This window comes from Maricaulis maris, from assembly GCF_049116555.1.
GTDB lineage: Bacteria > Pseudomonadota > Alphaproteobacteria > Caulobacterales > Maricaulaceae > Maricaulis > Maricaulis maris_C.
The window spans coordinates 329,259-355,958 of the sequence record NZ_JAGDYT010000001.1 but is presented as its reverse complement, the minus strand read 5'-3'; the positions used below and the strand labels follow the sequence as shown (position 1 = coordinate 355,958).

Sequence of the window (26,700 nt, the reverse complement as noted above, 5' to 3'; positions counted from 1 at the left end):
GATCAGGCGCGCTTGAGGTCGGGCGCCTTGGCGTCCTTGCTCAAGCGGGCTATCGCCTCGTCAAGCGGCAGGATTTCCTGCGTCTTGCCGCCTTCGCCCAGGAAACGCAGGGCCAGCGTGCCCTCCTCGGCCTCCTTGCGACCGACAACCGCAATCACCGGCACCTTGCCGACCGAGTGTTCGCGGACCTTGTAATTGATCTTTTCATTGCGCAGGTCGGTCTCGGCATGGAGGCCCGCCTTGAGCATGGCCGCCTTGACCGTCTCGGCATAGTCATCCGCATCAGAGGTGATCGTGGCGATCACAACCTGCCGCGGGGCCAGCCAGAACGGCAATTTGCCGGCATAGCTCTCGATCAGAACACCGAGGAAGCGCTCCAGCGAGCCCAGAATGGCTCGGTGCAGCATGACCGGACGGTGCTTCTCGCTGTCATCACCGATGAAGCTGGCATCGAGTCGCTCCGGCAGATTGAAGTCGCACTGGATCGTGCCCGTCTGCCATTCACGGCCGATGGCGTCCTTGACGACAAAGTCCAGCTTGGGACCATAAAACGCACCATCGCCGGGATTGTATTCGTAATCGAGGCCCGAGGCCTCGGCCGCCGCCTTGAGCGAGGCTTCCGCACGGTCCCAGACCTCATCAGACCCGACTCGCTGTTCCGGACGGTCGGAGAATTTGATGCGCGGCTCCTCAAAGCCGAAATCGGCATAAACGGATTTCAGGAGTTCACAGAAATCGATGACTTCCTGCGTGATCTGTTCGACCGTGCAGAAAATATGCGCATCGTCCTGCACGAAACCGCGCACCCGCATCAGACCGTGCAGCGAGCCGGACGGCTCATACCGGTGGCAGGAACCGAATTCAGCCATGCGCAGCGGCAGGTCGCGGTAGGACTTCTGGCCCTGGTTGAAGACCTGGACATGGCACGGGCAATTCATCGGCTTCACGGCCAGGACTTTCTCTTCCTGGTCGATCGAGGAAATGAACATGTTTTCGCGATATTTGTCCCAGTGCCCCGAGGCTTCCCAGAACTTGCGGTCCATCAATTGCGGCGTCTTGATCTCGACATAACCGGCCGTCTCCAGACGGCGGCGCATATAGCTCGTCACCGTGCGATAGAGACGCCATCCATTGGGATGCCAGAAGACCTGTCCCTGGGCTTCTTCCTGGAAGTGGAAAAGCTCCATCTGCTTGCCCAGACGACGGTGATCGCGCTTCTCGGCTTCTTCGAGGCGGTGAAGATGCGCCTTGAGTTGCTTTTCATCCGCCCAGGCCGTGCCATAGATCCGCTGCAACATGGCGTTGCGATGATCGCCACGCCAATAGGCACCGGCGACCTTCATCAGCTTGAAGGCCTTGCCGATCTTGCCCGTGGAGGGCAGGTGCGGGCCAAGGCACAGGTCGAACCAGTCGCCCTGGCGATAGATCGTGATCGTCTCGTCGTCGGGCAGGTCGCGGATCAGCTCGGCCTTGTAGGACTCGCCCATCTCCTCGAATTTGGCGATGGCATCATTGCGGTCCCAGACCTCGCGCTCGAAGGGCAGGTCAGCATCGACAATCTCGGCCATGCGCTTTTCGATCGCTTCGAAATCTTCCGGGCTGAACGGTTCCTCACGCGCGAAATCGTAATAGAAACCGTCTTCGATTGCCGGACCGATCGTGACTTGCGTGCCGGGGAAAATGTCCTGCACCGCCTGGGCGAGAATGTGGGCCGTGTCGTGACGGATCACCTCGAGAGCCTTGTCATCCTTGCGCGTTATGATCGCCACCTGGGCGTCACCATCGAGCGGACGTTTGAGGTCCCAGTCCTGGCCATCGACCTGGGCGATGATGGCTGCCTTTGCGAGAGATTTTGAGATTCCCGCGGCCAGGTCCATCGGAGAGGCCCCATCGGGAAGTTCGCGTACGGATCCGTCGGGGAGCGTCACATTGATCATTGTTACATGTCCTTGTCGTCGGCGCGGCCCGCCGGCGGAATTCTGTCCATGGCACGCCCTGGCTTTGATCTGAAACGCCAGACCGCCCACCAGGGCGCTTGATTGCATTCGCGCGGCGCGGGATCGACGCCGAATGTGCCTCCCGGTCGACATCGACCGAGACGCCCGAGCGTGAGCCAGCCGCCGCGCCAAGGCCCCTGGGCGCGGATCGCGTCCATGGCATAGTGCGAGCAGGTTGGTTCATGCCGACACCGGATGCCAAGCGCATAGAAGACCGGCGACAGGCTCAGCTGATACGCACGAAGCAGGATCAGCATGATGCCGGAGACCGGGCTTGCCAGCCCCTGTGTCCGTTCGCGTGAACGCATATGGAATAAAGCCTTTTAACGCCGCGGTGCGCGCTGTCCACCATGGACATGAAGCGCGCTTCGCGGGCCGCAGTAAAGTTTGAGCATGAGGTTTGTGGATTTGGCGGACCGTCCACCGCCTCCTGCCGGCGAGGCAGGGGCGGACGGCCCTAGCCAGTCAGGGGTGTGGTCTGTGGCGCCGTCGCGCGGCCGCGCGTGGCCGTGGCGGCGGCATCGACTACCGCCTCGAAGGCCAGCATGACCGATTGATGGCGCGCCGGGTAAGCCCGGGCGCTCTCCAGCAAAGCCAGCTCGGCAAAGCGGCCGCGTGGCGCCGGCTTGCCGTCTTTCAGCATCGCCTTCAACTGATCCCGCGCCATGACGAGATCCTTCTGCGACGCGCCAATCACATGACGTCCAAGAATGGCGGCGGAGGCCTGCCCCAGCGCGCAGGCTTTCACCCGCAGGGCAAGATCACCAACACGATTGCCAGCCATGGCGATATCGACCTCAATCTCGGAACCGCACAGGCGCGAGACCTTGCGCGCAGACGCGTGCGGCCGGGCCAGACGCCCGATGCGCGGAATGTCCGCGGCCAGTCGCAAGACGGCATTGGAGTAGAGATCATCGCTCATTGCATGACCAATCTAGGAAGAAACGGCGCCTGATGCCAGTCGGCAAACGCTCAGCTCGCCGGGTCGGCGTCGATGACACCGTACATCTTGGCGGTCTGACCGGCGACACGACGGACATCGGTATTCTCGAACGGGCTGGGGCCGAGATCAACCAAACCGCCGACATCGGTAATGGCGATATCCTGCAGGGCCGCCGAGGCGCGCGCGAGAACGATCGCCTCATCCTGATCCGCAGCGAGAACCTTGTAGATGATCCGGTAACGACCCGTGGCGTCGACGCCGTCGAGGGCGACGTTGAAGCGGCGGACTGACATGACACGACCTCCCGATCGAGGGGCAATGACCGGCAGATTAGCAGACCCTGGTTAAGGAATGGCGAGGCCCCTCAATCGCCCTCATCATAGTCATCTTCGTCGAGATAGGTCGGCTCGGTGCGGCCGAGCACTTCGGGAATATCGCCAAGCGGGTCGTCGCCCTCTTCCGGCTCCGGCTCCCAGACGTCTTCCAGGGCCAGCGACCAGAACCCTTCGGACTGGGCCGCACCCTCGGCGAGGCGTGCCGCGGCATCGGCATCGGCGGCGATGACGCCATAGGAGACAAAACACTCTCCCACGGCGTCCTCGGCCTGAAGCATCACGTTGAAACCCTTGAGCGCCATCGATCTAATCCAGCTTGCGCCAGGTCGAGCCTTCCGGCCCGTCATCAACCTGGACCTTGAGCGCATTGAGCTCATCGCGAACAGCATCGGCAGTTGGCCAATCCTTCTCTGCGCGTGCTGTCTGGCGACGCAGGATGAGATCATCAATCTTCGCCCGCTCCGCCGGATCGAGATCGGTCAGGCCGAACCAGGCATCCGGATCAGCCTGACCAAGTCCAAGCAGCCCGGCCGCGGCCAGAAGCTCGCCTTTGGCCCGGGCCTTGTCGTCATCGCTGACCGCCTTGTTGGCATTGCCCGCGAGCTGGAAGAGCTCGGACAACGCCTTGGGAGTGTTGAGGTCATCATGCAGCGCCTCGATAAAGGCCGCCGGGACTTCCTGCGATGCCGCCTCGATATCGCCGAGACGGCGCAGCACACCGTAGACGCGATCGAGCGAACGACGCGTCTTGGCCAGCAAGTCCGCCGTCCAGGTCAGCGGCGCTCGGTAATGCGCCGTCAGCAGGGCGTAGCGCAGCACCTCGCCGGGATGGTCCTTGATCAGCTCGTGCACCAGCTGAACATTGCCGAGCGATTTGGACATCTTGTCCGTGCCCATGGTCAGAAAGCCATTGTGCAGCCAGTATTGGGCCATCGGCGCGCCCTTGTGGGCACAGACCGATTGCGCGATCTCGTTCTCATGGTGCGGGAAGACAAGGTCCGTGCCGCCGCCATGAATATCGATGGTCTGGCCAAGATGCTTCTCGGTCATGGCCGAGCATTCCAGATGCCAACCCGGACGCCCGCGGCCCCAGGGACTGTCCCAGCCCGTCTCGCCATCCTCAGCCGGCTTCCACAGCACGAAGTCGCCCGGATTGCGCTTGTAGTCTGCAACCTCGACCCGAGCGCCGGCGACCATGTCGTCGAGATCGCGGTTGGACAGGCGGCCATACTGCTCATAGGAGCTGACATCGAAGAGGACATGGCCGTCCGCCTCATAGGCGTGACCGCCATAGATCAGGTTCTGGACCATGCCGATCATCTCGGGGATGTGGTCGGTCGCGTGGGGCTCGATCGTCGGCAGGTTGACGCCCAGCGCACCCATGTCGGCACGATAGATATCGGCATAATGCGTGGTGATCGTGTCGATCGGCTTGCCGCTCTCGCGCGCCGCTTCAATGATCTTGTCGTCCACATCGGTGATATTGCGGGCATAGATAACCTGCTCCTCACCATAGAGGCGGCGCAGGACGCGAAAGAGCGTATCGAAGACAACCGCCGGACGGGCATTGCCGATATGAGCGTAAGAATAGACGGTCGGGCCACAGACATACATCGTCACCCGGTCCGGATCGATCGGTTCGAAAGCCCGCTTGCGGCGTGCCATCGTGTCGTAAAGGGTGAGCGAATTCATTGGGAAGCCCGTCTTCGGTCTGGGGTGATACTGAATTATTCTGCGCCGTGTGTGGCTGAATTATTGGAAACCGGGCGCAGACCGCCTAAATAACCGCAAGTGCGCAAGCGCGAAAGCAGAGGATAACAGGTCGCGACAGTGAAAGACTGTCGTCTGCATCCTCGATCCGGAAACCGGCACTACGGTTTGGACGTATACGCCGAGCCGACCCGAGAACGAAAGGATCCATGAGGATGGACGCCGTGACCCCTGACGCTGCCCGTATTGCAACTGCAGCCAAAACCAAGCCAAGCCGCGAAGAGGCCGAAGCCGCCGTTCGCACCCTGATCTCCTGGGCCGGGGATGACCCGAGCCGTGAAGGCCTGATCGATACGCCCAAGCGCGTGGTCAAGGCCTATGAGGAATGGTTCTCCGGTTATGACGCCGATCCGCTCAAAGCGCTCGGCAAGACCTTCGAGGATGTGCAGGGCTATGATGACATGGTCATGCTCACCAACATCGATGTCGAGAGCCATTGCGAACACCACCTCGCCCCCATCATGGGCGTGGCGCATGTCGCCTATCTGCCGTCCAAGGCCGTGGTCGGCATCTCCAAGATTGCCCGCGTGGTCGAAATCTTCTGCAAGCGCATGCAGACCCAGGAGACCATGACGGCCCAGATCGCCGACGCCCTGACAGAGGCCATGGAGCCGCGCGGCGTGGCCGTCCTGATCGACGCCAAGCACCAGTGCATGACCACGCGCGGCGTGCACCACCCCAATGTGTCGACCATCACCACCACCTTCACCGGCGAGTTCCGCAATGACGCCGACCTGAAGGATCGTTTCATGCGCATGGTCGAGCGGGCCTGATCCCTTCAGGCCTGAAGCCGGGCCATGCCGAAAACCAAGCCCCGGAGCCATGCTCCGGGGCTTTTTCGTTTACGGCGAGAGATGCCGGCCCAGATCGGGCGCTGGCTGGCAAGCGTCAGGCGCTAGCCAGCGCATCCCGTCGCCTCTAGCTCACGCGCTCGACGGGCGGCACTTCACCGCCTGAAGTCGGCCGGATACGCCATTCGCTCTCAATGCTGGCGCGATAATCACGGGTCAGGATATCGCTGACCTTGATGTATTCGGCATTGGCCACGTCTGGCGTCAGGGTCAGGCGGATATAGCCATGGTCTTCCATATTGCAGTGATCGACGTCGGCATTGGCCTCGATCATCAACTTGCCGTAATCGACGCCGGGTGCCTTGAAGCCCGAGAATGGCGACGGGCTCGTCACGGATGAGCCGACGAGCTCGGTACCAATCCTGTTCCCCTCACCATCGATCAGGTCATTGGTCCAGAAAGAGTGGACATCACCGGTCAGGGTAATGATATCCGCATCGACCTGCCGCAGGGCGGCAAACAGGCGCTCGCGCTCGGCCGGGTAGCCATCCCACATGTCGAGATTGAAGGGGATGCCGAAGCGCGTACTCATGATGAAATTGCGGGCAAACTCGCTGTTTCGGGTGGCCCACCAGCGCAGCCATCCGGGCATTTCCTCGGCGAAATTGGGGAAGTTTACCCGGCTCATGATCACCTGATTGGCCAGAATGCGCCACGGCTTGCCGGCAGCCTTCGAGGCGCCACAGGCGCTTTGGATCTCGGCGATCTGCTCTGCGCCCAGCAAACTGCGATCCTCGGCCCCGACGACATCACGCTTCCAGGTCGCCACCGCGTCGAGATTGGCGGGGTCGGTCTCATCCGCATCAGAGGCAATCGGGAAGGTCTCGAGCCCAACCTGCTGATCCCGCGCAATCAGACGACTTTCAAGCAGGCAAAGCGTGGCGAGATCACCGATTTCGTAACTGCCGCGGCGTTGACGCAGGTCGTCACCCGGCTCGCGCGCAGGCTGCCAATCATACCAGGCCCGCAATGCGGCATCACGGCGCGCGGCCCAGAGCCCCTCGCCCTCATCGTGATTTTCCGCACCGCCTGACCAGGCGTCATTGGCGGTTTCATGGTCGTCCCAGCTGAGAATCCAGGGCGCGGCAGCATGCAGCGCCTGCAGGTCCGGGTCGGACTTGTACTGGGCATGGCGCTGCACATAATCCTCATAGGTCAGGATTTCGTGCGCCGGTGACGGAACCCGGTTCATGGCCTCGGCATTCCCGGTCGCATACCCGCCCGGCCCGTACTCGTAGAAATAGTCGCCCAGGTGAAGCACCAGGTCGAGATCGCCATTCTCGGCCGCTTCGCGATAGACATTGAAGTGCCCGGCCGGGAAATTGGAGCAGGAAAAGACGCCGATCCGGTATTGCGCAAGAGCGCCTTGGGGCAGCGTTCGGGTCACGCCGACCGGCGAGTATTCATCATTGAGCCGGAACCGATAGAAGTAGGATGTGCCCGGCTCGAGGCCGGTCGCCAGGATTTTCAGCGTGCCGAGCGGTTGCATCATCACATAGGTGATCTCGTCTCCCTGCGCGAAGACGATGTCGGTAAAGGCCTCATCCCGCGCAAGCTCGACCCCGCGATAGCCGCCGCCATCATCGGTCAGTGCCGTCCAGAGCATGACACTCGTCTGGTCCGGATCGCCGGAGGCGACACCATGATTGAAATGGCCAGCCTCGACAGGGCGGAACACGTCCGGGGATTTGGAGCAGGACGACACGGCAAGGCCGGCGCCTGCAGCCCCGATCAGGGCGGTTCGGCGTGTCAGATTGGTCTTGGTCATGATGTCCCCTCGCCGCGCCGGTGTTGCCAGCGCCATTGTCTTTCAGTCGGTCGCCAGAATGGACGCAGCGCGGGCAGTCTTGCAACCGCCTCGGCAGGCCGCCGGCACGCGCCAGGGCTTTCTCACGGCGCGACGGCTCGCGCCCGTTCAGGGTGTTTTTGCGCTGGCGATGACGCTTTGCCGACACACCGGTGACAGCTACATGACGCACTGCAGCAAACAATCTGCGCGTTGCATTCGCGCATCAGCTGGGGGAGTGTCAGACCATGACCGAAATCGCAGAGACACGATCATTCGAGGTTGCCCCGGAAGAGGCGGGGCAGCGCCTGGACCGCTGGCTCACGGCCCAAGTTGATACGTTGTCGCGCTCTCGCATCAAGGCGCTGATCGACGGCGGGCATCTGGTCGTCGACGGCGCCGTGTTGACGGATCCCTCAGCCAAGACCCTGGCCGGCTCGACCTACGCGCTCGGCATCCCGGCTCCGCGAGCGGACAAGCCAATGCCAGAGCCGATGGATCTCGACATCCTGCACGAGGATGACGATCTGATCGTGCTCGTGAAGCCAGCCGGCCTGTCCGTCCACCCGGCACCCGGAAACTGGACCGGAACACTGGTTCACGGCCTGCTTCATCATTGCGCCGGGTCCCTGTCGGGCATAGGCGGGGTCGAGCGCCCCGGCATTGTCCACCGCCTCGACAAGGAGACGTCCGGCGTCATGGTCGTCGCCAAGTCAGATGCGGCTCATCAGGGGCTCAGCACGCAGTTCGCCCGGCACACGGTAGAGCGCGCCTATATCGCCTTCACCCGCAATGCGCCGAGCCCCAAGTCCGGACGCATCGAGACCCAGATAGCCCGCTCCTCCCGCGATCGCAAAAAATATGAAGTCCCCCATGACCCCAATTCGGAAGCGGGCAAGCATGCGGTCACGAATTACACGACGCTGAAGCGCTATGGACAGGCCGCCGGCGCCGCGATCGGGACCGGTATGGCAGCCAAGGTCGAGTGTCGCCTGGAGACCGGACGCACCCACCAGATTCGCGTCCACATGGGCCATATCAATAGCCCGCTTCTGGGTGATCCGGTCTATGGGCAGAAGCGCGGACGCCTGCTCGAGCATGATGACGAATCCGGCACGCTGAAGCATTTCCGTCGTCAGGCGCTGCACGCGGCCATTCTCGGTTTTAAACACCCGGTGACCGGCGAGACCCTGCGGTTTGAAAGCGAGTTGCCCGAAGACATGAAACGGGTTGAAGCCATCCTGGAGACGCTCTGAGCGATGACGGCCGCGTCTGCCTCACCAACACGCCCCGCGCGTCGACGCGATGCGGAGGCGACCAAGGCGCGGTTGATGTCCGCCGGGGAGGACTTGTTTTCCGCCCATGGCTTTGCCGGAACGACGCTGGATGCCATTGCCGAGAAGGCCGAGGCCAACAAGGCGATGGTCCGCTATTATTTCGGGGGCAAAGACGGGCTCTACACGGCCATCATAGAAGCCATTATCGATGATGTTCTGAGCCAATTGAAAGCCGAGTTGGCCGAGCCGGTGGATCCGATGGCCGATATGGGTGATTTCATCGAAGTCTTTGCGCGCGCCGTGATCGGTCGCCCCAGCTTTCCGCGCATGATCCTGCGCGACTATCTCGATGGCGACATCATGACCCGCGAAGGACCGGCGCGTAAGCTGCGCAGCTTCATGGAAACCACGCGCCGTTTCTACGAAGCCGGACAAGCGGACGGCCGCTTCCGCGCAGTCGATCCGCACATGCTGCACCTGTCGATTGTCGGGTCGGCAATCTTTTTTTCGGTCACCCGACGCATCCGAACGGCGATCTCCTCGCATCAAGGGATGGCAGACTTCGAAATCGAGGCTGCGCCGTTTACGCGCCACCTGCGCGACCTTGTGCTTTCGGGCATCACGTCGTCGCAGGACTAGGCCGGGGTATCAGGGGGGAATTTCGCCCATACAACTATCTACCCGGTTAGTTACAAGCGTAAACGGCTGAGATGAATAGATAAAGGGACACGTGACGATGAAAAACTGGATCAAATACGGCCTCGCCGGACTTACCACTGGACTGGTCTTGCCAATGACTGCCCAGGCTCAGGACGATGGCATCGAGGCCATTCTGGAACGCTTCGCCGCCGACTATCTCGAAGACCCGACCTTCCAGGCCAGCGCCGAGTTCGGCGTTGTGGTTGAAGGTGATTGGTGGACCATTGCCATGGACGCCGAAGCTGGCAGCTATACCGTCAGCCACGGTGAGCCAGAGAGCCCGACCTTCTACTACACGGCCGAGGCCGAGACATTGACCAAGGTCGATCGCGGAGAGATGGCCGCCCTCACAGCCATGGGCAAAGCCTTCTCGACAGACTACGCGCCGATGGATATCGAGCTCATGGAGGGGGCGAACTTTGATCCGGCCATCCTCGCGCTCACCTTCCATTTCTGGACACGAGGCACGCCGGAGATCATCAATTGGCGCGAGCATGAGACCCGCGAAGTCCATGGCGGCAATGCCGGCCTGATCTATTATCAGCCGGGTTTCCGAAGCGGCTTCGGCTATGTGATGCCGGGCCAACATGTGAATGCGGATCCGCGGAGCCGGACCAATGACTTCCCGACCCTCATCATCTTCACCGGCAACCGCGCCGTCGCGCGCATTGACGGCATCGATCAGGACGTCGGCGATGGCCAGATGATTTTCATCCCGGCTGGCGTGAGCCATGAATTCCTCAACCCGTTCGATGAGCCTGCAGAATTCCTGCTCTTCATGTTCGGCGAAGGCGCCTGACATCACACCTGCACCGGCGGCGTTGTCTCGCGCAGCGCCGCCGCCTAGCCTGCCCGCCTGGCAAGAGGAGACCGGTATGACAGCGCAAGCCATGACCAAGGGCGTCGGTGGATCGGATGCGGCCACAGAACTCGCTCAGCTCAAGGACCGCCTCAGTCATTGCCACCCCATCCCCGAAAACAGCCTGCACCAGCGATTGGACCGGCTGCGAAGCCGCATGCGTGAGGCCGGGCTCGATGCAATCTGGCTTAATGCGGGTACCAATCTGAACTATTATACCGGCCTGCGCTGGCCGGCGACGGAACGCCTGGTTGGCGCCTTGGTGACGGCCAGTGGCGGGCTGACCTATCTCGGACCGGCCTTTGAGACCGGCACACTGGAAGGTTTCATGCGGCTCTCCGCCCCGCTCGCCGTCTGGGAAGAGCATGAGGACCCCTGTGCGGTCCTCGCCCGACTCGACGCGGCCAAGGGATGCCTCGGAATCGACCCGACCACGCCGCTCGTCACAGCCAACGCCATCGCGCGTGCGTGGCAAGGCGAGACCGGCGACGCCGCCGAGGCTGTGCTGTCAGGCCGGATGGTCAAGGATGCCGAGGAAATCGCCCTCATGCAGGCGACCAAGACAGCAACACTCCAGGTTCACGCGGCGGTGGCGCGCATCCTGCGCCCGGGCATTTCCACCGGCGAAGTGACCGAATTCATCCACGCCGCCCACAAGGCCGTCGGCGCGCCGGGCGGCTCGACCTTCTGCATTGTCCTGTTCGGACCGGACACAGCCTTTCCCCATGGCGTCGCCCATCCCAAGACACTGGAAGACGGCGACGTCGTGCTGATTGACACCGGCTGTGCCATTCATGGCTACCAGTCCGACATCACGCGCAGCTATGTGTTCGGCGCGCCCACCGACCGCCAACGCGAAGTCTGGGACGCCGAGAAAGCCTGCCAGCTGGCCGCCTTTCAGGCGGCACAGATTGGCGCGACCTGCAGCTCCGTCGATGCGGCCGCCCGCACGGAAGCAGAACGACGCGGCTTCGGCCCTGGCTATACCCTGCCTGGCATCCCGCACCGGACCGGCCATGGCATCGGCCTCGACATCCATGAACGCCCCTATCTCGTTGGCGGTGATGAAACGCCGCTGGAGGCGGGCATGTGTTTCTCGAATGAGCCGATGATCTGTGTGCCGGGCGAGTTCGGGATCCGGCTGGAGGATCATTTCTACATGACACCGACCGGACCGCGCTGGTTCACCGAACCCTCGTACGCGATCGACGATCCGTTCGGCTAGGTCTCGCCGCTGACCGCCTTCAAGCCGATGATTCCGATCAGAATCAGGGCCAGGAAGAGGATCCGCAAATGGGTCACCGGCTCGTTGAAAACGAGAATGCCGATCGTCGCCACGCCGAGCGCACCAATGCCGGTCCAGACGGCGTAAGCGGTTCCCGCTGGCAGAGACTTCATCGCCACCCACAAGAGCGCCATGGACGCGGCCAACGCGGCCAGTACGGCAGCGTGCTGCCACCAGGGCGCGTCGCTGCGGACATATTTGAAACCCAGCGCCCAGCCCATTTCACAGACACCGCCAAGCACCAGCAGGGTCCAGGGATTGGTCAGCCAGCCCATTGCAATCAGTGCTCGCGACGAAAATTGCGGGCCCAGACCTCGGCCACGACCGGATCAGCTTCGGTCAGCTCGACCGCGGGCAACAGCGCCGGACACGCCGACACAAACGCAGCCCGACCGGGATCCCAGCGGCTCATCATCGCGACATAGATGTCCAGCAGACTCAGGCTCTCGCCAAGCAGAAAGGGACCCGGCACGCCATCAAAGGCATCATTCATCACCGTCCACATGTCGAGGCGGCGGCGATCCGCCATTTCCAGCAGGCCGGCATGGGTCGCGCTGTCCCGGTGGAAACGCTCCGGCCCGTCGGAGATCGTGAAAGTTGAATAGATGCTGGAAGCGAGAAACAACATCCAGCGCAGATACTCGGCCCGTTCAGGCGCGTCGATTGGCGGCGCGAGACCAGCGCCGGGGTAACGGTCTCCCAGCCAGATCAGGATGGCAGCGCTTTCGGTCATCACGCTGTCATCGGGCAGCACCAGGGTCGGCACCTGGCCGACCGGGTTTATGGCCCGCACTCGCCGCTGCTCATCTGCCTCGCCAAGCGGATCGACCTCGACGAACTCATAGTCCGCCCCAACCAGCTCAAGCGCTGCCTCGACACAGACCGATCCGAAGCCGGCCTTGCCATAGAGCGTGTAAGCCATTCAGGCGCGCCCCTTGCGAATGGCGGCCTGGACTTTCAGCGCCTGCACGGTCATGCGCACATCATGGACCCGGACCATGGCCGCGCCTGCCACGGCGGCGCGCAGGGCTGCGGCCAGCGATCCGCCCAACCGCTCCATCTCAGCCGCTCCCTCGTCAATCGCGGCAATAAAACGTTTTCGGGAGGCCCCAAACAGGACCGGGTAGCCCAGGCCGATCACCTGATCGAGGTCATGCATGAGAGCCAAATTGTGATCGAGCGACTTGCCGAAACCGATGCCCGGATCGAGCCAGATACTGTCCGCGCTGACCCCGCGGGCCATGGCGATATCGGCGCGCTCGGTCAGGAAGTCGCAAACATCCGATACGACATCCTCGTATTGCGGGTCCTTCTGCATGGTTTGGGGGGTGCCGAACATGTGCATGAGGATGACCGGCACGCCGAGTTCCGCCGCCGTCTCGACCGCGCCGTCCGCGCGCAAGGCCATGACGTCATTCCAGATGTCAGCGCCCGCCTCGACCGCAGCGCGGGCCACCGACGGCTTGAACGTGTCGATTGAAATGCGGGCGCCGGACCGCTCGCGCAGCGTCTTGATCACCGGGATGACGCGGCGCAGCTCCTCATCCTCGGCAACCGGCGCGGCACCCGGACGGGTCGACTCGCCACCGACATCGATGACGTCGGCACCATTGCCGAGCATTTCGAGGCCACGCGTAACCGCGGCTTCCTGGTCGATGAAATCACCACCATCGGAAAAACTGTCCGGCGTGACATTGAGCACGCCCATGACAAAGGGGAGGTCCGATTGGCGGCGGGAACGAAACTTGGCCATGACGATCCGCTAGCTGGAATGGGCGATCAATTGCCTACCCCTGATATACGCTGCGCCGGACCGGCGCGACAATTGAAAAGCCCCGAACCATGTCAGGTCCGGGGCTCTCTTCATTCCAGCGACGCTAATGTAATCAGGCGCCTTGCGGCTCCGGGTCGGCGTCCGGGCCTTCGTCAGTCGTCGGCACGGCGCTGGTCGGCGTGTCGCTCGGCGGGCGCGGCGTATCATCGGGACGGCTTGGCGGCTTGCCATTGAGCAGGTCGGTGATCTCGCTGCCGGACAAGGTTTCGTATTCGAGCAGACCTTCGGACAGGGTCTCCCAATCCTTGCGCTTTTCAGTCAGGACACGGCGCGCTTCATCCATGCCGGTCTGGACCAGAGCGCGCACTTCTTCCTCGATCTTGCGAGCCGTTGTGCCGGAGACCGATTTGCTCTGCACCAATTGCTGGCCGAGGAAGACCTCGCCCTGATTGTCGGCATAATCGATCGGACCGAGCTCTTCGGAGAAACCCCATTGTGTGACCATGGCCTTGGCCAGACGGGTCGCCTGCTGGATGTCGGACGCCGCGCCGGACGTCACCTTCTCCTTGCCGAACTTCATCTCCTCGGCCACACGGCCGCCCATCATGATGGCGAGGCGCGAGGTCATTTCCTCATGCGTCATCGACATCTTGTCGCCTTCCGGCAATTGCATGACCATGCCCAGGGCACGGCCGCGCGGAATAATGGTCGCCTTGTGGACCGGGTCGGCCGATGGGACATTGATCGCGACGATAGCGTGCCCGGACTCGTGATAGGCGGTGAGCTGCTTTTCCTTCTCGGACATGACCATGGAGCGGCGTTCCGGCCCCATCATGACCTTGTCCTTGGCGTCTTCAAACTCCTGCATCGACACCCGGCGCTTGTTGCGGCGGGCCGCCAGCAGGGCGGCCTCATTGACCAGATTGGCCAGATCCGCACCGGAGAAGCCCGGCGTACCGCGTGCAATCACCTTCGGATCAACATCCTCGGAAAGCGGCACATCGCGCATGTGGACTTTCACGATCTTCTCGCGACCGGTGATGTCCGGATTGGGGACCACGACCTGGCGGTCGAAACGACCGGGACGCAAGAGCGCGGGATCGAGCACGTCAGGACGGTTGGTTGCGGCGATCAGGATGATGCCCTCATTGGACTCGAACCCGTCCATCTCGACCAGCAACTGGTTGAGGGTCTGTTCGCGCTCGTCATTGCCCCCGCCCAGGCCAGCGCCACGCGAGCGGCCGACAGCGTCGATCTCGTCGATGAAGATGATGCAGGGCGCGTTCTTCTTGGCCTGTTCGAACATGTCACGGACGCGCGAAGCGCCAACACCGACGAACATCTCGACGAAATCGGAACCGGAAATGGTGAAGAAAGGCACATTGGCTTCGCCGGCCACGGCGCGGGCGAGAAGCGTCTTGCCGGTACCCGGAGGGCCAACCAGAAGGGCGCCTTTGGGAATCTTACCGCCCAGACGCTGGAATTTCGACGGGTCCTTCAGGTATTCGACGACTTCCTGGAGTTCATCCTTGGCTTCATCGACACCGGCGACATCATCAAAGGTCTTGCGACCATGATGTTCCGTCAGCAGACGCGCCTTGGACTTGCCGAAGCCCATCGCACCGCCGCGTCCCCCCCCCTGCATCTGGCGCATGAAGAAAATCCAGACGCCGATCAGCAGAAGAAGCGGGAACCAGTTGCCCAGCAGCATCAGGAAGACATTGCCACCCTCGGACGCTTCCTCGACGCGGATATTCACATTGGCCTCGCGCAGGATCGCAACCGTTTCGGTATCCGACGGCGGGAGGACCACTTCGAAGCTTTCACCGGAATTGGTCTGCGCCACCAGCGTATCGCCGGTGATCGTTGCGCTCGAGATTTCATTGCGTTCGACCCGGTCCAGGAAGTCCGAATAGGACGGGCCCGGCAGCGCACTTGCCGGATCGGCCGGACGGCTGATCATCTGAACCAGGACCAGGACCAGAAGGCCAACAACGGCCCAGATCGCAATATTTCTCATCGGCATGTGTTTTTCCGTTCAATCATACGGTCATTCCAGACCTGATATGGGCATTCCAAGTCCACAGTGCGAGTCGGAGTGACAGCTATTCGACAATCCCGTCGTCAGGCTGCCTTCCAGGCATCAAACCATCTGCCCGCAGTTTGCGGAAGCAGACGCCTGCAAAATCTGTGCGCGATAAGCGGGCGGACGAGCTTTGTCGCGGTCACGCTTTCGTTATTCCCGGTCGCCAGGCCGGCATCCAGACCGGCGATCAGAACAATCCGCCCTTCGTGACGCGCAACCAGCAGGCCCGGGCGCGCAGCTCCGGGAACGGCGTCGAGTATAGCGCGCATTTGCAGTCCCTCATACGTATCTCCCATGACCGACCAATCAAGCTTGCTCGCATCCGCCGAGATTTCGAAACGGCCATCAAAGACACGCGCTCCATCCGGCTCGACCCGCCACGGCTCCGGCGCGGCGTGATCAACACGCCCGAGCAGCGCTCCGCGGTCCCGGACCATGATCATGCGGGCGTCGGCCCGGCCCATGAGCCCGACGCCACACCCTGACAGGGGACGGCCAGCTAGAAGGGCCTCATCTAACGGCTCCAGACGGGCACGCGATGGACTCAAGGCCTGCCCCGAGACCGCTGAGACGAGCGCTTCAAGCAGGGTCAGGCGCACCGCAGGCACGATCCGGGCCCAGGCGGCGCAATCAATCTCGGCGGCGCCCCAGTCCTTGAGGACGAGGCATGTCCGGGCAGCCAGCCAGGCCGACTGTCGTTCGGCCAGCCGGATCGGGCCCAAGACGTCCGCCAAGGCGGCGACCCGGTCGGGCGAGAAGCCGGCTTCACCCAGAGCCATCAGACGGTCCCGCATGCGAATGCGGGCATAGTGACGGTCAGCATTCGACGGATCTTCAACCCAGGACACACCACGCCGCACCAGAACATCACGCAGGTCCGCCCGGCTGACACCGAGACAGGGCCTTGCCAGGATCAGGTCACGGCCCTCGGGCCAGGCCGGGGACGGTGCCTGGCACGACATGCCCGTCGCGCTGCGCCAACTGCCGCCGGCGGCAAGCCGCAGGGCGACTGTCTCGGCCTGATCATCGCGGGTATGAGCCATCAGCAATACCGACAGATCATGCTGCCGGCAGGCGCGGGCAAGCAAGACGTGGCGGGCGGCCCGAGCGCGGGCCTGCAATCCATGTCCGGGCCGCGCCTTGTCCCAATGCAGGACGTCACACGCCCAGCCGAGGCGGCGCGCGGCCGAAACCACGAGATCGGCTTCCGCGCGGCTCTCTTCCCGCAGACGGTGATCGACGGTCAGGACATGCAGGCTGCGACCGTTTTGCCGGGCCCAGTCGGAGGCGAGGAGAAGCAGGGCAAGGCTGTCACCGCCGCCGGAACAAGCCAGGCCAATTCGCCCGTCACCGGCCAATTCATCCAGCGCGGCGAAGACCGTATCGGCGGGCGCGAGCAAAAGCCTGTCAGCAGTTGGCGCGTACCGACTCCCGCGCGGCACGAGCCTGCGAGGCGGGCGCTGCATTGGGGAATTGGCGACCAAAGCGAGCCAGGGTGGCGCACGCATCTTCGGTCCGCCCCATCCCGTGCAAGGAGGCGGCAAGGCGCACGAGGGCATCCGGCGCCTTCTCGCCCTCGGGCTGCTGGCGCAGCGAGGCGATATAGGCATCGGCAGCGCGGGTGAAATCGCTGCGCACATAGAAAGTTTCGCCAAGCCAGTAATAGGCCTGCGATGTCAGGCCATGATCGGGATTGTCAGCCACAAAGCGCTCGAACCCGTCCTGAGCACCGATGAAGTCGCCGTCCAGTAGCCGCGCGCGAGCGGCTTCGTAGGTCGTGGCCGGATCAAGCGGCGCGGCTCCGCCGCCAGTGCCCGACGCCGGGGCGCCGCCAAGCACGCCCGTCGCGGCGGCCCGGGCTTCGCCATGCGGATCATCGGGGTCGATGACGGCGAGTTCAGCGCCATTCGCGGTCTCGGCCCCATTTTGCAGGACAGTTTCACCGTCCGGGCCAAGGCCTTCATTCATCCAGGCGACGGCAGGGTCATCAGGCGCCGGTGCTGCCGGGCGGCGCGCCGCTTCCATCTCGTCTTGCAGGGTTTCGACTTGCTGACGGAGCTGCCGGTTCTCGAAGCTCAATCGTTCGGCCTCACCCGTCAGTGACTGGACCTGGTATTCCAGCTCGTCCATGCGCCGGATCAGGGCTTCAGCCACCGGGTCACCCGCCATGAATTCGGATTCCAGTTCACCGATGCGAACCTCCGTCGCATCAATCCGTTCTGCCAGCTCGCGGCGGGACTGGGCGTCAGCGGGAGTCGCGGCAATCAGCGCAACAGAGAGGGCGGAGAAACAAAGATATCTGATCATGAATACGCACCTAGCGAACGAGGACGGCAAAATTGCGGCGTTCGGACCGTGAATGGAAAACGCCCGCGACACAGGTGTCACGGGCGTTCCCTGTCACAAACTGCAACAGCTTAGTTGGTGTAGCCACCGACCAGCGTCGTGGTCGAGTTGCGGTTGACCGCCCAGCAGGTTTCCGACGACTGCGTACAGGTCGGGCGTTCCTTGCCGTAGGAGGTGGTCGAAATCCGCGACGGATCGACACCCTGGCTGATCAGATAGGTGCGGGCCGCATTGGCGCGACGTGCGCCGAGAGCCAGATTGTATTCGCGCGTGCCCCGCTCGTCACAATTACCGGCGACGAGGATGCGGGCACCCGGATAGGAAGCCAGCCATGCGGCCTGACGGCGGAGCGTCATACGGGCTTCGTCGGACAGATCGCTGCGATCAAGACCGAAGAAGACACGGTCGCCGGCGGCTTCAACGAAATGCTCCGTCGAACCCAGCTGATAGCCCGGGCCGGTATCGACAGGACCGGTATTGTCCGGCTCGACAATCGGATCCGGATCGCGCATCGGCGGCGTGTCATCCACCGGTGGTGTCGAAGCACAAGCGGTCGCAAACGCCCCAAGCGCCGCAATGGCAAAAAGTTTGATTTTCATAATGTTACACCCTCATCCAGCCCAAGCGCCAAGGCCTGTGACTTACTCCCAATCACGCGAAACGTGATGTTGTACCGATGGCGACCCCCCCAATGGCGCCGCATACCGGTCAAAACGTTACGCAGAAATCGTCTACTCAATCAAGGGCGACCATGCCGGGTCGGACGCCATTCCACCCGTCGCCAACCGCCGCAGATTGAAACCTGCAAGATCAACACTCCAGATTTCATACCGGGTACCATTGCTGCGCGCTTCCCCGCGCGTGAACAGCAGGACGCGGCCATTCGGTGACCAGGCCGGGGTGTCGACGAAATAGCCCTCATACAGAATTCGCTCGATGCCGGACCCGTCAGCGCGGACCACGCCGAGCAGGAATTGACCACCTACCTGTTTGGTGAAGGCGATCAGATCGCCGCGGGGCGACCAGACCGGCGTTGTATAGCGGCCTGATCCGAATGTGATGCGTTGAACATCGCTGCCATCACGATTCATCACATAGAGCTGCGAGCCCCCTCCGCGCGCCGAGGAGAATACGATGCGCTCGCCATCCGGGGCGAAGGACGGCTCGACATCATCAGCCGGGTGCTGGGTCAGACGTTGCAGATTGCGCGTCTGCAGGTCGAAGAGGTGAATGTCATGGCCTGACCGAGTCTCGATGGAAACAGCCAGCTCGGATCCGTCCGGCGAGAAACGCGCGGACAGGCTTTGACCGTCCGGGTCGACCTGACTGGCTGCACCCGCCCCGCCAGAGGCAAAGAGCGCTTCCTGGCGGCCGGTTTCGAGATTGTACAGATAAGTCGTCGCCTGGCCGTCGAGGAAGGAGACATAGGTGATCTCCTGGGCGCTGGGCGAGTAATTGGGCAGCAGGGCCATGTAGGAGCGATCGGTGAGGAAGGACGGATTGGCGCCATCCTGGTCCATCAGCGCCAGCTGGCGGATAGGCTCACCCTCAATCCCGCGACCTTCTGAGACATAGACGATGCGCGTATTGAAATAGCCGGTCTCGCCGGTCAGTCGCTCATATACGGCGTCAGCGAGGCGATGCGCCACCCGGCGCCAGTTTTCCGGCGCGGTCCGGTATTGAAGACCGAGAAGCTGCTCCTCCAGACGCGTGTCCCACAAGCGGAAGCCGACAACGAGTCGACCATCTTCCTGGATGGTGACACTGCCAACCAGAAGCGCATCGGCATTGATGACCCGCCAATCGGAAAAGCGCGGACGCAGGTCGATATTCGCGATGTCCTCGATGAAGGCATCCTGATCGACCGGCACGAAGAGTCCGGAACTGGCCAGGTCATTTGCGACCACACGCGTGATATCGGCCCCGCGCCGCAGCGCCTCGTCGGAGGCGCCGACGAAATCGGGGACGGCGATCGGCATGGGATCAAGATTGCCCTGGGTCACATCGACCCGCAGCGGTTCCTGGGCGTCGGAGGCAGCGGACCAGCCAATCAGGGCGAGCAGCGCAGCAAACAGGACAAGAATTCGGGTCATGGGACAGGGTCTCCGGGACGAATGTGACTAGCCACCGTATAAGGACGGCGAGAAATTGACCTCAATTTGACGCCATTGAGAATAGGCTTCCGGCGGCAACGGATAGGGCTGGCATTGAACGGCCGCCCGCAGGGCCCGTTCGCCGGCCACACGCAGATAGGGATTGGGCGAGTTCAGCACCCGCGATTGATCGGTGAGGCGCGGCGGGCCGGTCAGCTCGCCATTGCGATCCAAATCCAGAACCAGTTGGACAGCCAGCTCATCCGGCTCGGGCGCATCCAGCGACGCACGCCAGCAGCGGGCCAGATGCGAGCGCAGCATGACCTGTAGCGTCGCGGTCATTTCCTCACCATTACCGACCGCATTGCGGCGCGCGCCGTCATCGGCGGTCTGCGGATCACGGTTTTCGGCAATGCTGCGGGACAAGTCCCCGAGAATATCATCAAGCGACGGCTCAGCCGGTTCCGGATCCCGGCGACGCTCGGGTGGTGGCGCGGGGTCAGCTTCAGCCGGTTCAGGTTCAGGCTCCGGGTCTTCGTCGACCGGCTCTGGATCGGGCTCGGCTGGCGTTTCGGGCTCCATGTCGATGATCTCCGGCTCGGTCTCGACCGGATCGGGCTCGGGCGCCGGAGCTTCCGCCGGCTCGGCGATGACATCGTCGATCGAGTCTTCCGGCGCCACGTCCTCGATCGGCTCCGGGTCGGGACGCGCGGCGCGGATATTCGTGGTGTCCGCAAGCGTGACCAGCTCGACTGGCACAATGGGCGCGCTCTCCAGCACTTGCGACATGCGGGGCAGATAGATCAACCCGCCGGCGATGATGCCGACATGCACAAAAAGGGAGAGAACAAGACCACGCACCAGATTGCCGCCGCTACCGCTCGACCGGGTCCGTCACCAGGCCCAGATTGGAGAAGCCCGCCGCATTGATATTGGCCATGACACGCGCAACATCGCCATAGGCGGCGCCGTCATCAGCCCGGATATAGATGCGCGCATCAAAACCGGTCCCGGCAATCGCCCGCAGGCGCGGGACCAGCTCGGCGATTTCGACCTCGGTCTCCTGCAGAAAGATCACGCCGTCGGCATTGACCGTCACGGTGAGCGGTTCTTCGCCAGCCGGCAGATTGCGCGCCTCGGTTTCCGGCAGATTGACCGGTACGCCCACGGTGAGCAGGGGTGCGGTGATCATGAAGACGATGAGCAAGACCAGCATCACATCCACGAAAGGCGTGACATTGATCTCGGCCTTGGGCTTCCAGCGGGCGCGGCCGCGACGGGAACCGCCGCTATCGAGCGAAACGGCCATCGGACTACAGTCCGTCCCGGTCGGCCAGGGCCGACAACTCGTCCACGAATCCGTCGAGGCGAGAGCCATATTTGGCGAGGTTGGCGGACAGCGCGTTGAAGAAGATGACCGCCGGTATCGCAGCAAGCAGGCCAAGCGCCGTGGCGAAAAGCGCCTCGGCGATGCCCGGCGCAACCACCGCCAGATTGGTGTCCTGCGAGGCCGCAATCGAGCGGAAGGCATTCATGATGCCCCAGACCGTCCCGAACAGGCCGACGAAGGGCGCCGCCGAGGCGATCGTGGCGAGAATGCCGAGGCCGCCTTCGGAACTTGTCATCTGGCGGCCGGCTTCCGCACCTGCCGCTTTGGAGACCCGCCCGCCGGCATTGTCGCCCTTCCATTCACGCAAACCCGCCGCGAAGACGCGCGAGAATGGCTCGCGCGGGTTTTTGGCAAACTGGTCAGCCAGCGCGTCGATTGAGCGGCCGGCCCAGAATTCGCGCTCGAACACCTTGGCCTTGGCATGCAGGCCACGCATTTGCAGAGCCTTGTCGATGGCAATTGCCCACGACCAGACCGACATGAAGGCGAGAATGCCCATCACACCCTTCACCACCCAGTCGGCGCGCATGAACAGAGAATAGAAGGAGAAGCCTTCCACCACTTGTGCGACCTCGACGACAGAAGACTCCATAACGCTCACCCTTGCGCTTCGACCCGGTGTCCACACCGGTCCGATACCGTGTTCCACAATCCGCAAATCGCCATGCAGACTCCATGCCTGCCATGACGCGCTCCGCCCGGAACGGATCCTTGCCTACCGAATACGGCAAATTTCAGGAGGTGATAACCGCAAATACTGCGCGCTCACGCATCATCGTTGTGTGCAACCGAATGAGGCGCGACTTCTTCGACAACGTCCCAGTGCTCGACGATGCGTCCATCTTCGAGACGCAAGAGGTCGCAAGCGCGGTATGTCGCCCCATCCATGTCGAAACAGGAGAAAACCGCAACATAGCCCCCCTCTCCCACCACATCATCGACGCCATGATAGCTCAGCCCCGGCCTTGGCCGGCGGCGTGCGGCAAACGCATCATAGCCCTCGTCACGACATGAGGAGTCGGCGGAGTGCGACACGAACCGGCCGCGATCGATGAAAGCGTCGCGATGCTCGGAACCGCCGCCCTCGACGACCAAGTCGATATAGGCGCGCACCTGCGCCTTGTTCAGCGAGGCCTCGTCTTCCAGACGCGAGTCCGACTCCGCGGCCGTTGACGCCGCATTGTGGGCGCCATTCGGCGTGAAACGCGCCGATACCTGCCGTTTGACTGTCATCAGGCCGGCCGCGTCACGACGCACCAGGCTCATGGTCACCCAGACGTCACTGCCATCAGCCGATTCATGCACCGAATGCATGAAGACGTCGGCGCCATCATGCAGCACACGCGCAACGCTGAATCCGAAATTGGGGGGCGGGTCCGGCTGCCGCGATGAGCCGGTTCCTTCTTGTCCGGGTGTTTTAAAGTAGTCAGCCAAACACATCCCCTGTTCTTTCAGGGGTAGCGATCCCATAGATTACACACAAGTCATCTTCGACCCGAATGTGGATTATGTATGCAAATGCGAATTATTCTGAAATAGTCGTCAAGACGAAATCCTGCCACTGCTTTTGCATCCATTCAGGCGGCCGCTTCGCGCGCCCGGCCCCGTCAATACATACCGCTTGCACAGATGCGGTGGCGATCGTCTCACCGTCACGGGTCAAGGCCTGATCCATCATCAATCGGGCGCCGGCTTGCGGCCTGAAACGGGTCTCCACAACCAGAATATCATCGACGCGGGCCGCGCGGATGAACTCAACTCCCATCCGGCGCACAGCAAAGGCCAGCGGAGGATCCATCGCTGCCAACTCCGAGTGATGAATTCCGCAAGCCCGCAGGCTTTCGGTGCGACCCCTCTCGAAGAAGTGCAGGTAGCGCGCATGATAAACGACTCCCGAGAAGTCGGTGTCTTCATAATATACGCGAACCGGCAGGCGGTGCGCCTTGTCGGCACAGAACTCACCGCTGGCGGGCTGAAGGTGCTCACTCATTTACCGAACAGTCCTCCCGGGCTGGCATTGCCTGATTGCGGTGGCGTCAGTCCGAGATGGTCCCAGGCACGAGCCGCAGCGAGGCGACCACGCGGCGTGCGCTGAATGAAGCCCTGCTGGATAAGGAAAGGCTCGACCACGTCTTCCAGCGCGTCCCTGGCTTCGGCGAGTGCCGCAGCCAGGGTTTCCACACCGACCGGTCCGCCTCCGAAACTTTCAACCAGCGCCTTGAGGTAGCGGCGGTCCAGACTGTCCAGCCCGATCTCATCGACTTCAAGGCGCTTCAGCGCGCGATCAGCCACCACATCAGTGATCTGCTGCGCATTGTCAGCCTCGGCGAAATCCCGGACCCGCCGCAAGAGGCGGCCGGCGACCCGCGGCGTACCGCGCGCCCGACGGGCAATTTCGCGGGCACCGTCCGGCGTCGCCTCAATACCGAATTTCGACGCCGCCCGTGTCACGATGAAGCCCAGCTCAGCCTCGTCATAGAATTCCAGGCGGACCGGAACACCGAAACGATCCCGCAGCGGGGTCGCCAGCAAGCCGGCGCGCGTGGTGGCACCGACGAGGGTGAAGGGCGGCAATTCGATCCGGACTGTCCGCGCTGACGGCCCCTCGCCGATCACCAGGTCAAGGCAGTAATCCTCCATCGCCGGATAGAGAATTTCTTCGACCGCCGGTGCCAGACGATGAATCTCGTCAATGAAGAGAACATCGCGCGGCTCAAGATTGGTCAGAATGGCGGCGAGATCGCCGGCCTTGGCGATAACCGGGCCCGATGTTGCCCGAAACCCGACGCCCATCTCCCGCGCCACGATCTGGGCCAGCGTCGTCTTGCCGAGCCCGGGTGGGCCGGACAGGAGAACATGATCAAGGGCTTCTTCACGTCGACGCGCCGCCTCGACAAAGACTTTGAGATTGCCGATGGCGGCTTTCTGGCCAACGAAGTCGCAGAAGGAGAGCGGCCGCAAGGCTCGATCACGGCTGTCACCGGGCTGCATGTCCTGGTCGATAAGGCGGTCCTCGCCGGTCTGGTCAGACGTGTCAGTCATGGTCACCGGGATCTATCGTGATCCGCTCGCCCGCGTCCACGAGGACATGCCCCTCACCGAAATGGGCGACCGCATCTTCGCGTGAAATATGCGCGGGAATATGAAGCGCTATATGGCGGGCATCCGCCCAGTCGCCCCTGAGCTTCGCCTGCCCCAGTTCAGATTGCGCCCACCAGACCGGATACATCACCACATCGATGTCCATGTCATCCCAGACAGTCAAGTCGGCCCGGTCCGGATCGGTATCTCCGAGATGCAGAAGCGTCGTCTCGCCAAAGGTGAGCGCATAGGTGAGATTGTCAATTCCGTCGGCGTGGAACATCAGACGGCTATCCATGTCAAAACCGTTGCGTTCGCGCTGCCAGTCGGAGAACGGCCCGCCCACTGGCAAATTCTCCAGAGCCGTCCGGATGATCTCATTGCCGCCATTTGCAGCGACGAGAACGTCATGCGGGCCTATCAATTGGCCTGTATTCTGACGCTGAAAAGTCTCCATCACCGACGGGCCGTGAAAATGGTCACCATGGCTGTGAGTGAACAAAAACAGTGTGCTGCGCCCGAACTCACCGGTCCCGTCCATCATCGCCGTGCGGTCCGCCTCCGTCGGAACGCGGAAGCGACCGTCATAGACGTCCGTGAACAACGCATCGATCAAGACGCGCTTCTCGCCCTGGCTTATCAAAACGCCCATATTGGCGATCATGCGGATTTCGATCGGCTCCACGTCCTGTGCGACGGCGGGCGCCGCCATCGCCATCAAGGCGGCGATGAAAGCGGGTATCTGCCTGTTCATGGAGCCAGCTCCTTGAGCGATAGGCGAATGACATCTCCCAGGGGCGCCTCGTCACCGAGGTCCCGAAGGGCCGCCGCAACAGCCTGCCGGGCTGCGCTCTCATTATAGCCAAGATTGGTTAGCGCAGAGAGGGCATCTTCACGTGCCACGCTGTCCATGCTGCGCGAGGCTTGGCTCGAGGCGGCGACATCCTCTGCCCCCCCGTGCACGGGGAGGCCGATCGAGAAACTTCGCCCGGTCGGCGGCGCCTTGTCCTTGAGTTCGGTGGTGATCCGCGCGGCCAGTTTCGGTCCGACTCCTTTTGCGCGGGCGAATGTCGACTTGTCCCCGAGGGCAGCCGCATTAGCGATCTCGCTGACCGGCACGGTGTCCAGGATGGCGAAGGCGGCTTTCGCGCCGACGCCCTGAATATTCTGCAAGTGCACGAACCAAGCACGCTCGATATCATCGATAAAGCCAAACAACTTGAACGCGTCCTCGCGGACATGGGTTTCAATCTGCAGGACAATATCCTGGCCCGGCTCAAGCCGCGCCAATGTACGGGCGCCGGCACCGACCAGATATCCGACCCCATGCACATCGAGCACGAGCTCGTCCGCGCCGAGCGCCTCGACCCGGCCCTTCAACATCCCGATCATGCGGCACTCCCTATTCCGGCTGCCCGCCTGTGGTGGGCGTGACAAATCGCGATGGCAAGGGCATCGGCAGCATCGCCCGTCGCCTTTGTGCCCGGGAGAAGAATTCCGACCATGGCCGCAACCTGGGCCTTGTCGGCCGCACCGGTTCCAACCACTGACTTCTTGACGAGACGCGCAGCATATTCGGCGACAGGGACGCCCGCCTGCGCCGGGGCGAGCAGTGCAGCGGCCCGGGCGTGGCCGAGCTTCAATGCCGAGGCAGCATTGGCCGCCATGAAAGCATCCTCGATGGCAGCCTCGTCAGGTCGATACTCGCGAACGAGATCACTGACGCCGTTGAAAATATGAGACAGTCGCTCGCTGAGAGGCGCGCTTGTGGAGGGCGTTACCACGCCATGGGCGACAGCCCTCAGACTGGAGCCCTCGATGGTCACCACACCCCATCCCATTCGACGCAGGCCCGGGTCAATTCCCAGAATTCGCACGGATATCGCCATTCGCCCCTCCTGCTTCCCGCTACTTAACACCAGCCGGGCACGCGGAACAAGACGGGAACGGCATTCGCCCGCTGCAGGCCTCTTGCGGATCAGGTCCTGCGAATAATTCTCATGCGCGGCAAATACAGGATGCAAACTATTCGCATCTTCATTTTAATTGCAAATCATTATCGAGAATGCCTCTAACCATATGATTTAATTGTCGATATTTTATTGAACTTTCAATTGCCCGCGCGACG

At 62.6% G+C, this 26,700-nt stretch carries 29 protein-coding genes; 5 read left to right on the top strand and 24 right to left on the bottom strand.

Annotated features, from left to right (window positions below; genetic code table 11):
* Nucleotides 1-2 precede the first annotated feature (2 nt).
* From thrS to cysS, 6 genes are all read right to left on the bottom strand, one after another.
* Nucleotides 3-1,937 carry a threonine--tRNA ligase gene (gene thrS / locus JXQ94_RS01550; RefSeq protein WP_421922068.1) on the bottom strand — a complete coding sequence of 645 codons (1,935 nt, stop codon included), beginning with the start codon at nt 1,935-1,937 and terminating at the stop codon, nt 3-5.
* 2 nt (nt 1,938-1,939) lie between these two features.
* Nucleotides 1,940-2,305 carry a membrane protein insertion efficiency factor YidD gene (yidD, locus tag JXQ94_RS01545; protein ID WP_421922067.1) on the bottom strand — a complete coding sequence of 122 codons (366 nt, stop codon included), beginning with the start codon at nt 2,303-2,305 and terminating at the stop codon, nt 1,940-1,942.
* Nucleotides 2,306-2,454: 149 nt separating this feature from the next.
* Complete coding sequence (locus JXQ94_RS01540) at nt 2,455-2,919, bottom strand: iron-sulfur cluster assembly scaffold protein (RefSeq protein WP_421922066.1); 465 nt, start codon at nt 2,917-2,919, stop codon at nt 2,455-2,457.
* A 50-nt stretch (nt 2,920-2,969) separates the two neighbouring features.
* A complete protein-coding gene (locus tag JXQ94_RS01535; RefSeq protein WP_421922065.1) occupies nt 2,970-3,233 on the bottom strand; it encodes a hypothetical protein in 264 nt (87 codons plus the stop codon).
* A gap of 71 nt (nt 3,234-3,304) precedes the next feature.
* On the bottom strand, nt 3,305-3,577 hold the full coding sequence (locus JXQ94_RS01530; RefSeq protein ID WP_421922064.1) for a hypothetical protein: 273 nt from the start codon (nt 3,575-3,577) through the stop codon (nt 3,305-3,307).
* Between the two features lie 4 nt (nt 3,578-3,581).
* On the bottom strand, nt 3,582-4,967 hold the full coding sequence (gene cysS, locus JXQ94_RS01525; RefSeq protein WP_421922063.1) for a cysteine--tRNA ligase: 1,386 nt from the start codon (nt 4,965-4,967) through the stop codon (nt 3,582-3,584).
* Nucleotides 4,968-5,200: 233 nt separating this feature from the next.
* Here cysS and folE point away from each other — a divergent pair, with 233 nt between their 5' ends.
* A complete protein-coding gene (gene folE, locus JXQ94_RS01520; protein ID WP_295694056.1) occupies nt 5,201-5,818 on the top strand; it encodes a GTP cyclohydrolase I FolE in 618 nt (205 codons plus the stop codon).
* A 145-nt stretch (nt 5,819-5,963) separates the two neighbouring features.
* Here folE and JXQ94_RS01515 read toward each other — a convergent pair whose 3' ends face one another.
* Nucleotides 5,964-7,664: an alkaline phosphatase D family protein gene (locus JXQ94_RS01515; protein ID WP_421922062.1), complete on the bottom strand. Its 1,701-nt coding sequence runs from the start codon at nt 7,662-7,664 to the stop codon at nt 5,964-5,966.
* A 266-nt stretch (nt 7,665-7,930) separates the two neighbouring features.
* On the opposite strand from JXQ94_RS01515, the gene JXQ94_RS01510 reads away from it, so the two are divergent.
* The 4 genes from JXQ94_RS01510 (at nt 7,931) to JXQ94_RS01495 (ending at nt 11,742) form a co-directional block, all read left to right on the top strand.
* Nucleotides 7,931-8,938, top strand: a complete 1,008-nt coding sequence (locus JXQ94_RS01510; RefSeq protein WP_421922061.1) for an RluA family pseudouridine synthase — start codon at nt 7,931-7,933, stop codon at nt 8,936-8,938.
* Between the two features lie 3 nt (nt 8,939-8,941).
* Nucleotides 8,942-9,598, top strand: coding sequence for a TetR/AcrR family transcriptional regulator (locus JXQ94_RS01505; protein WP_421922060.1), 657 nt, complete (start codon nt 8,942-8,944; stop codon nt 9,596-9,598).
* A gap of 97 nt (nt 9,599-9,695) precedes the next feature.
* Complete coding sequence (locus JXQ94_RS01500) at nt 9,696-10,457, top strand: cupin domain-containing protein (RefSeq protein ID WP_421922059.1); 762 nt, start codon at nt 9,696-9,698, stop codon at nt 10,455-10,457.
* Nucleotides 10,458-10,533: 76 nt separating this feature from the next.
* Entirely contained in the window at nt 10,534-11,742 is a 1,209-nt protein-coding gene (locus JXQ94_RS01495; RefSeq protein WP_421922058.1) for a M24 family metallopeptidase, read from the top strand.
* Here the strand turns inward: JXQ94_RS01495 and JXQ94_RS01490 are convergent.
* The 17 genes from JXQ94_RS01490 to ruvC form a co-directional block, all read right to left on the bottom strand.
* Nucleotides 11,739-12,077, bottom strand: a complete 339-nt coding sequence (locus JXQ94_RS01490) for a DMT family transporter (protein ID WP_421922057.1) — start codon at nt 12,075-12,077, stop codon at nt 11,739-11,741. The genes JXQ94_RS01495 and JXQ94_RS01490 overlap by 4 nt on opposite strands.
* A 5-nt stretch (nt 12,078-12,082) precedes the next feature.
* The gene (locus JXQ94_RS01485; protein ID WP_421922056.1) at nt 12,083-12,724 is read right to left on the bottom strand and encodes a glutathione S-transferase family protein; all 642 of its coding nucleotides are present in this window, start codon (nt 12,722-12,724) and stop codon (nt 12,083-12,085) included.
* The gene (folP, locus tag JXQ94_RS01480; protein ID WP_421922055.1) at nt 12,725-13,555 is read right to left on the bottom strand and encodes a dihydropteroate synthase; all 831 of its coding nucleotides are present in this window, start codon (nt 13,553-13,555) and stop codon (nt 12,725-12,727) included. It abuts the gene before it with no gap.
* Between the two features lie 133 nt (nt 13,556-13,688).
* Nucleotides 13,689-15,602, bottom strand: coding sequence for an ATP-dependent zinc metalloprotease FtsH (ftsH, locus tag JXQ94_RS01475; RefSeq protein WP_421922054.1), 1,914 nt, complete (start codon nt 15,600-15,602; stop codon nt 13,689-13,691).
* A 98-nt stretch (nt 15,603-15,700) separates the two neighbouring features.
* On the bottom strand, nt 15,701-17,062 hold the full coding sequence (gene tilS / locus JXQ94_RS01470; RefSeq protein ID WP_421922053.1) for a tRNA lysidine(34) synthetase TilS: 1,362 nt from the start codon (nt 17,060-17,062) through the stop codon (nt 15,701-15,703).
* A gap of 7 nt (nt 17,063-17,069) precedes the next feature.
* Entirely contained in the window at nt 17,070-17,969 is a 900-nt protein-coding gene (gene ybgF / locus JXQ94_RS01465) for a tol-pal system protein YbgF (RefSeq protein ID WP_421922052.1), read from the bottom strand.
* Nucleotides 17,970-18,079: 110 nt separating this feature from the next.
* Complete coding sequence (pal, locus tag JXQ94_RS01460) at nt 18,080-18,607, bottom strand: peptidoglycan-associated lipoprotein Pal (protein WP_421922051.1); 528 nt, start codon at nt 18,605-18,607, stop codon at nt 18,080-18,082.
* Between the two features lie 132 nt (nt 18,608-18,739).
* On the bottom strand, nt 18,740-20,101 hold the full coding sequence (locus tag JXQ94_RS01455; RefSeq protein ID WP_421922050.1) for a Tol-Pal system protein TolB: 1,362 nt from the start codon (nt 20,099-20,101) through the stop codon (nt 18,740-18,742).
* Nucleotides 20,102-20,128: 27 nt separating this feature from the next.
* Nucleotides 20,129-20,962 carry a hypothetical protein gene (locus JXQ94_RS01450; RefSeq protein ID WP_421922049.1) on the bottom strand — a complete coding sequence of 278 codons (834 nt, stop codon included), beginning with the start codon at nt 20,960-20,962 and terminating at the stop codon, nt 20,129-20,131.
* A gap of 13 nt (nt 20,963-20,975) precedes the next feature.
* Nucleotides 20,976-21,410, bottom strand: a complete 435-nt coding sequence (locus JXQ94_RS01445; RefSeq protein WP_295695722.1) for an ExbD/TolR family protein — start codon at nt 21,408-21,410, stop codon at nt 20,976-20,978.
* 4 nt (nt 21,411-21,414) lie between these two features.
* Nucleotides 21,415-22,083: a protein TolQ gene (gene tolQ / locus JXQ94_RS01440; protein WP_421922048.1), complete on the bottom strand. Its 669-nt coding sequence runs from the start codon at nt 22,081-22,083 to the stop codon at nt 21,415-21,417.
* A gap of 173 nt (nt 22,084-22,256) precedes the next feature.
* Nucleotides 22,257-22,925, bottom strand: coding sequence for a hypothetical protein (locus JXQ94_RS01435; protein WP_421922047.1), 669 nt, complete (start codon nt 22,923-22,925; stop codon nt 22,257-22,259).
* 91 nt (nt 22,926-23,016) lie between these two features.
* Nucleotides 23,017-23,481: a tol-pal system-associated acyl-CoA thioesterase gene (gene ybgC / locus JXQ94_RS01430; RefSeq protein WP_421922046.1), complete on the bottom strand. Its 465-nt coding sequence runs from the start codon at nt 23,479-23,481 to the stop codon at nt 23,017-23,019.
* Entirely contained in the window at nt 23,478-24,533 is a 1,056-nt protein-coding gene (ruvB, locus tag JXQ94_RS01425; RefSeq protein ID WP_421922045.1) for a Holliday junction branch migration DNA helicase RuvB, read from the bottom strand. Before ruvB ends, ybgC begins: the two co-directional genes overlap by 4 nt.
* The gene (locus JXQ94_RS01420; RefSeq protein WP_421922044.1) at nt 24,526-25,326 is read right to left on the bottom strand and encodes an MBL fold metallo-hydrolase; all 801 of its coding nucleotides are present in this window, start codon (nt 25,324-25,326) and stop codon (nt 24,526-24,528) included. Before JXQ94_RS01420 ends, ruvB begins: the two co-directional genes overlap by 8 nt.
* On the bottom strand, nt 25,323-25,964 hold the full coding sequence (gene ruvA / locus JXQ94_RS01415) for a Holliday junction branch migration protein RuvA (protein ID WP_421922043.1): 642 nt from the start codon (nt 25,962-25,964) through the stop codon (nt 25,323-25,325). Before ruvA ends, JXQ94_RS01420 begins: the two co-directional genes overlap by 4 nt.
* Nucleotides 25,961-26,461 (bottom strand): crossover junction endodeoxyribonuclease RuvC, encoded by a 501-nt coding sequence (gene ruvC / locus JXQ94_RS01410; protein ID WP_421922042.1) that lies wholly within the window; start codon nt 26,459-26,461, stop codon nt 25,961-25,963. Before ruvC ends, ruvA begins: the two co-directional genes overlap by 4 nt.
* Nucleotides 26,462-26,700: the final 239 nt, after the last annotated feature.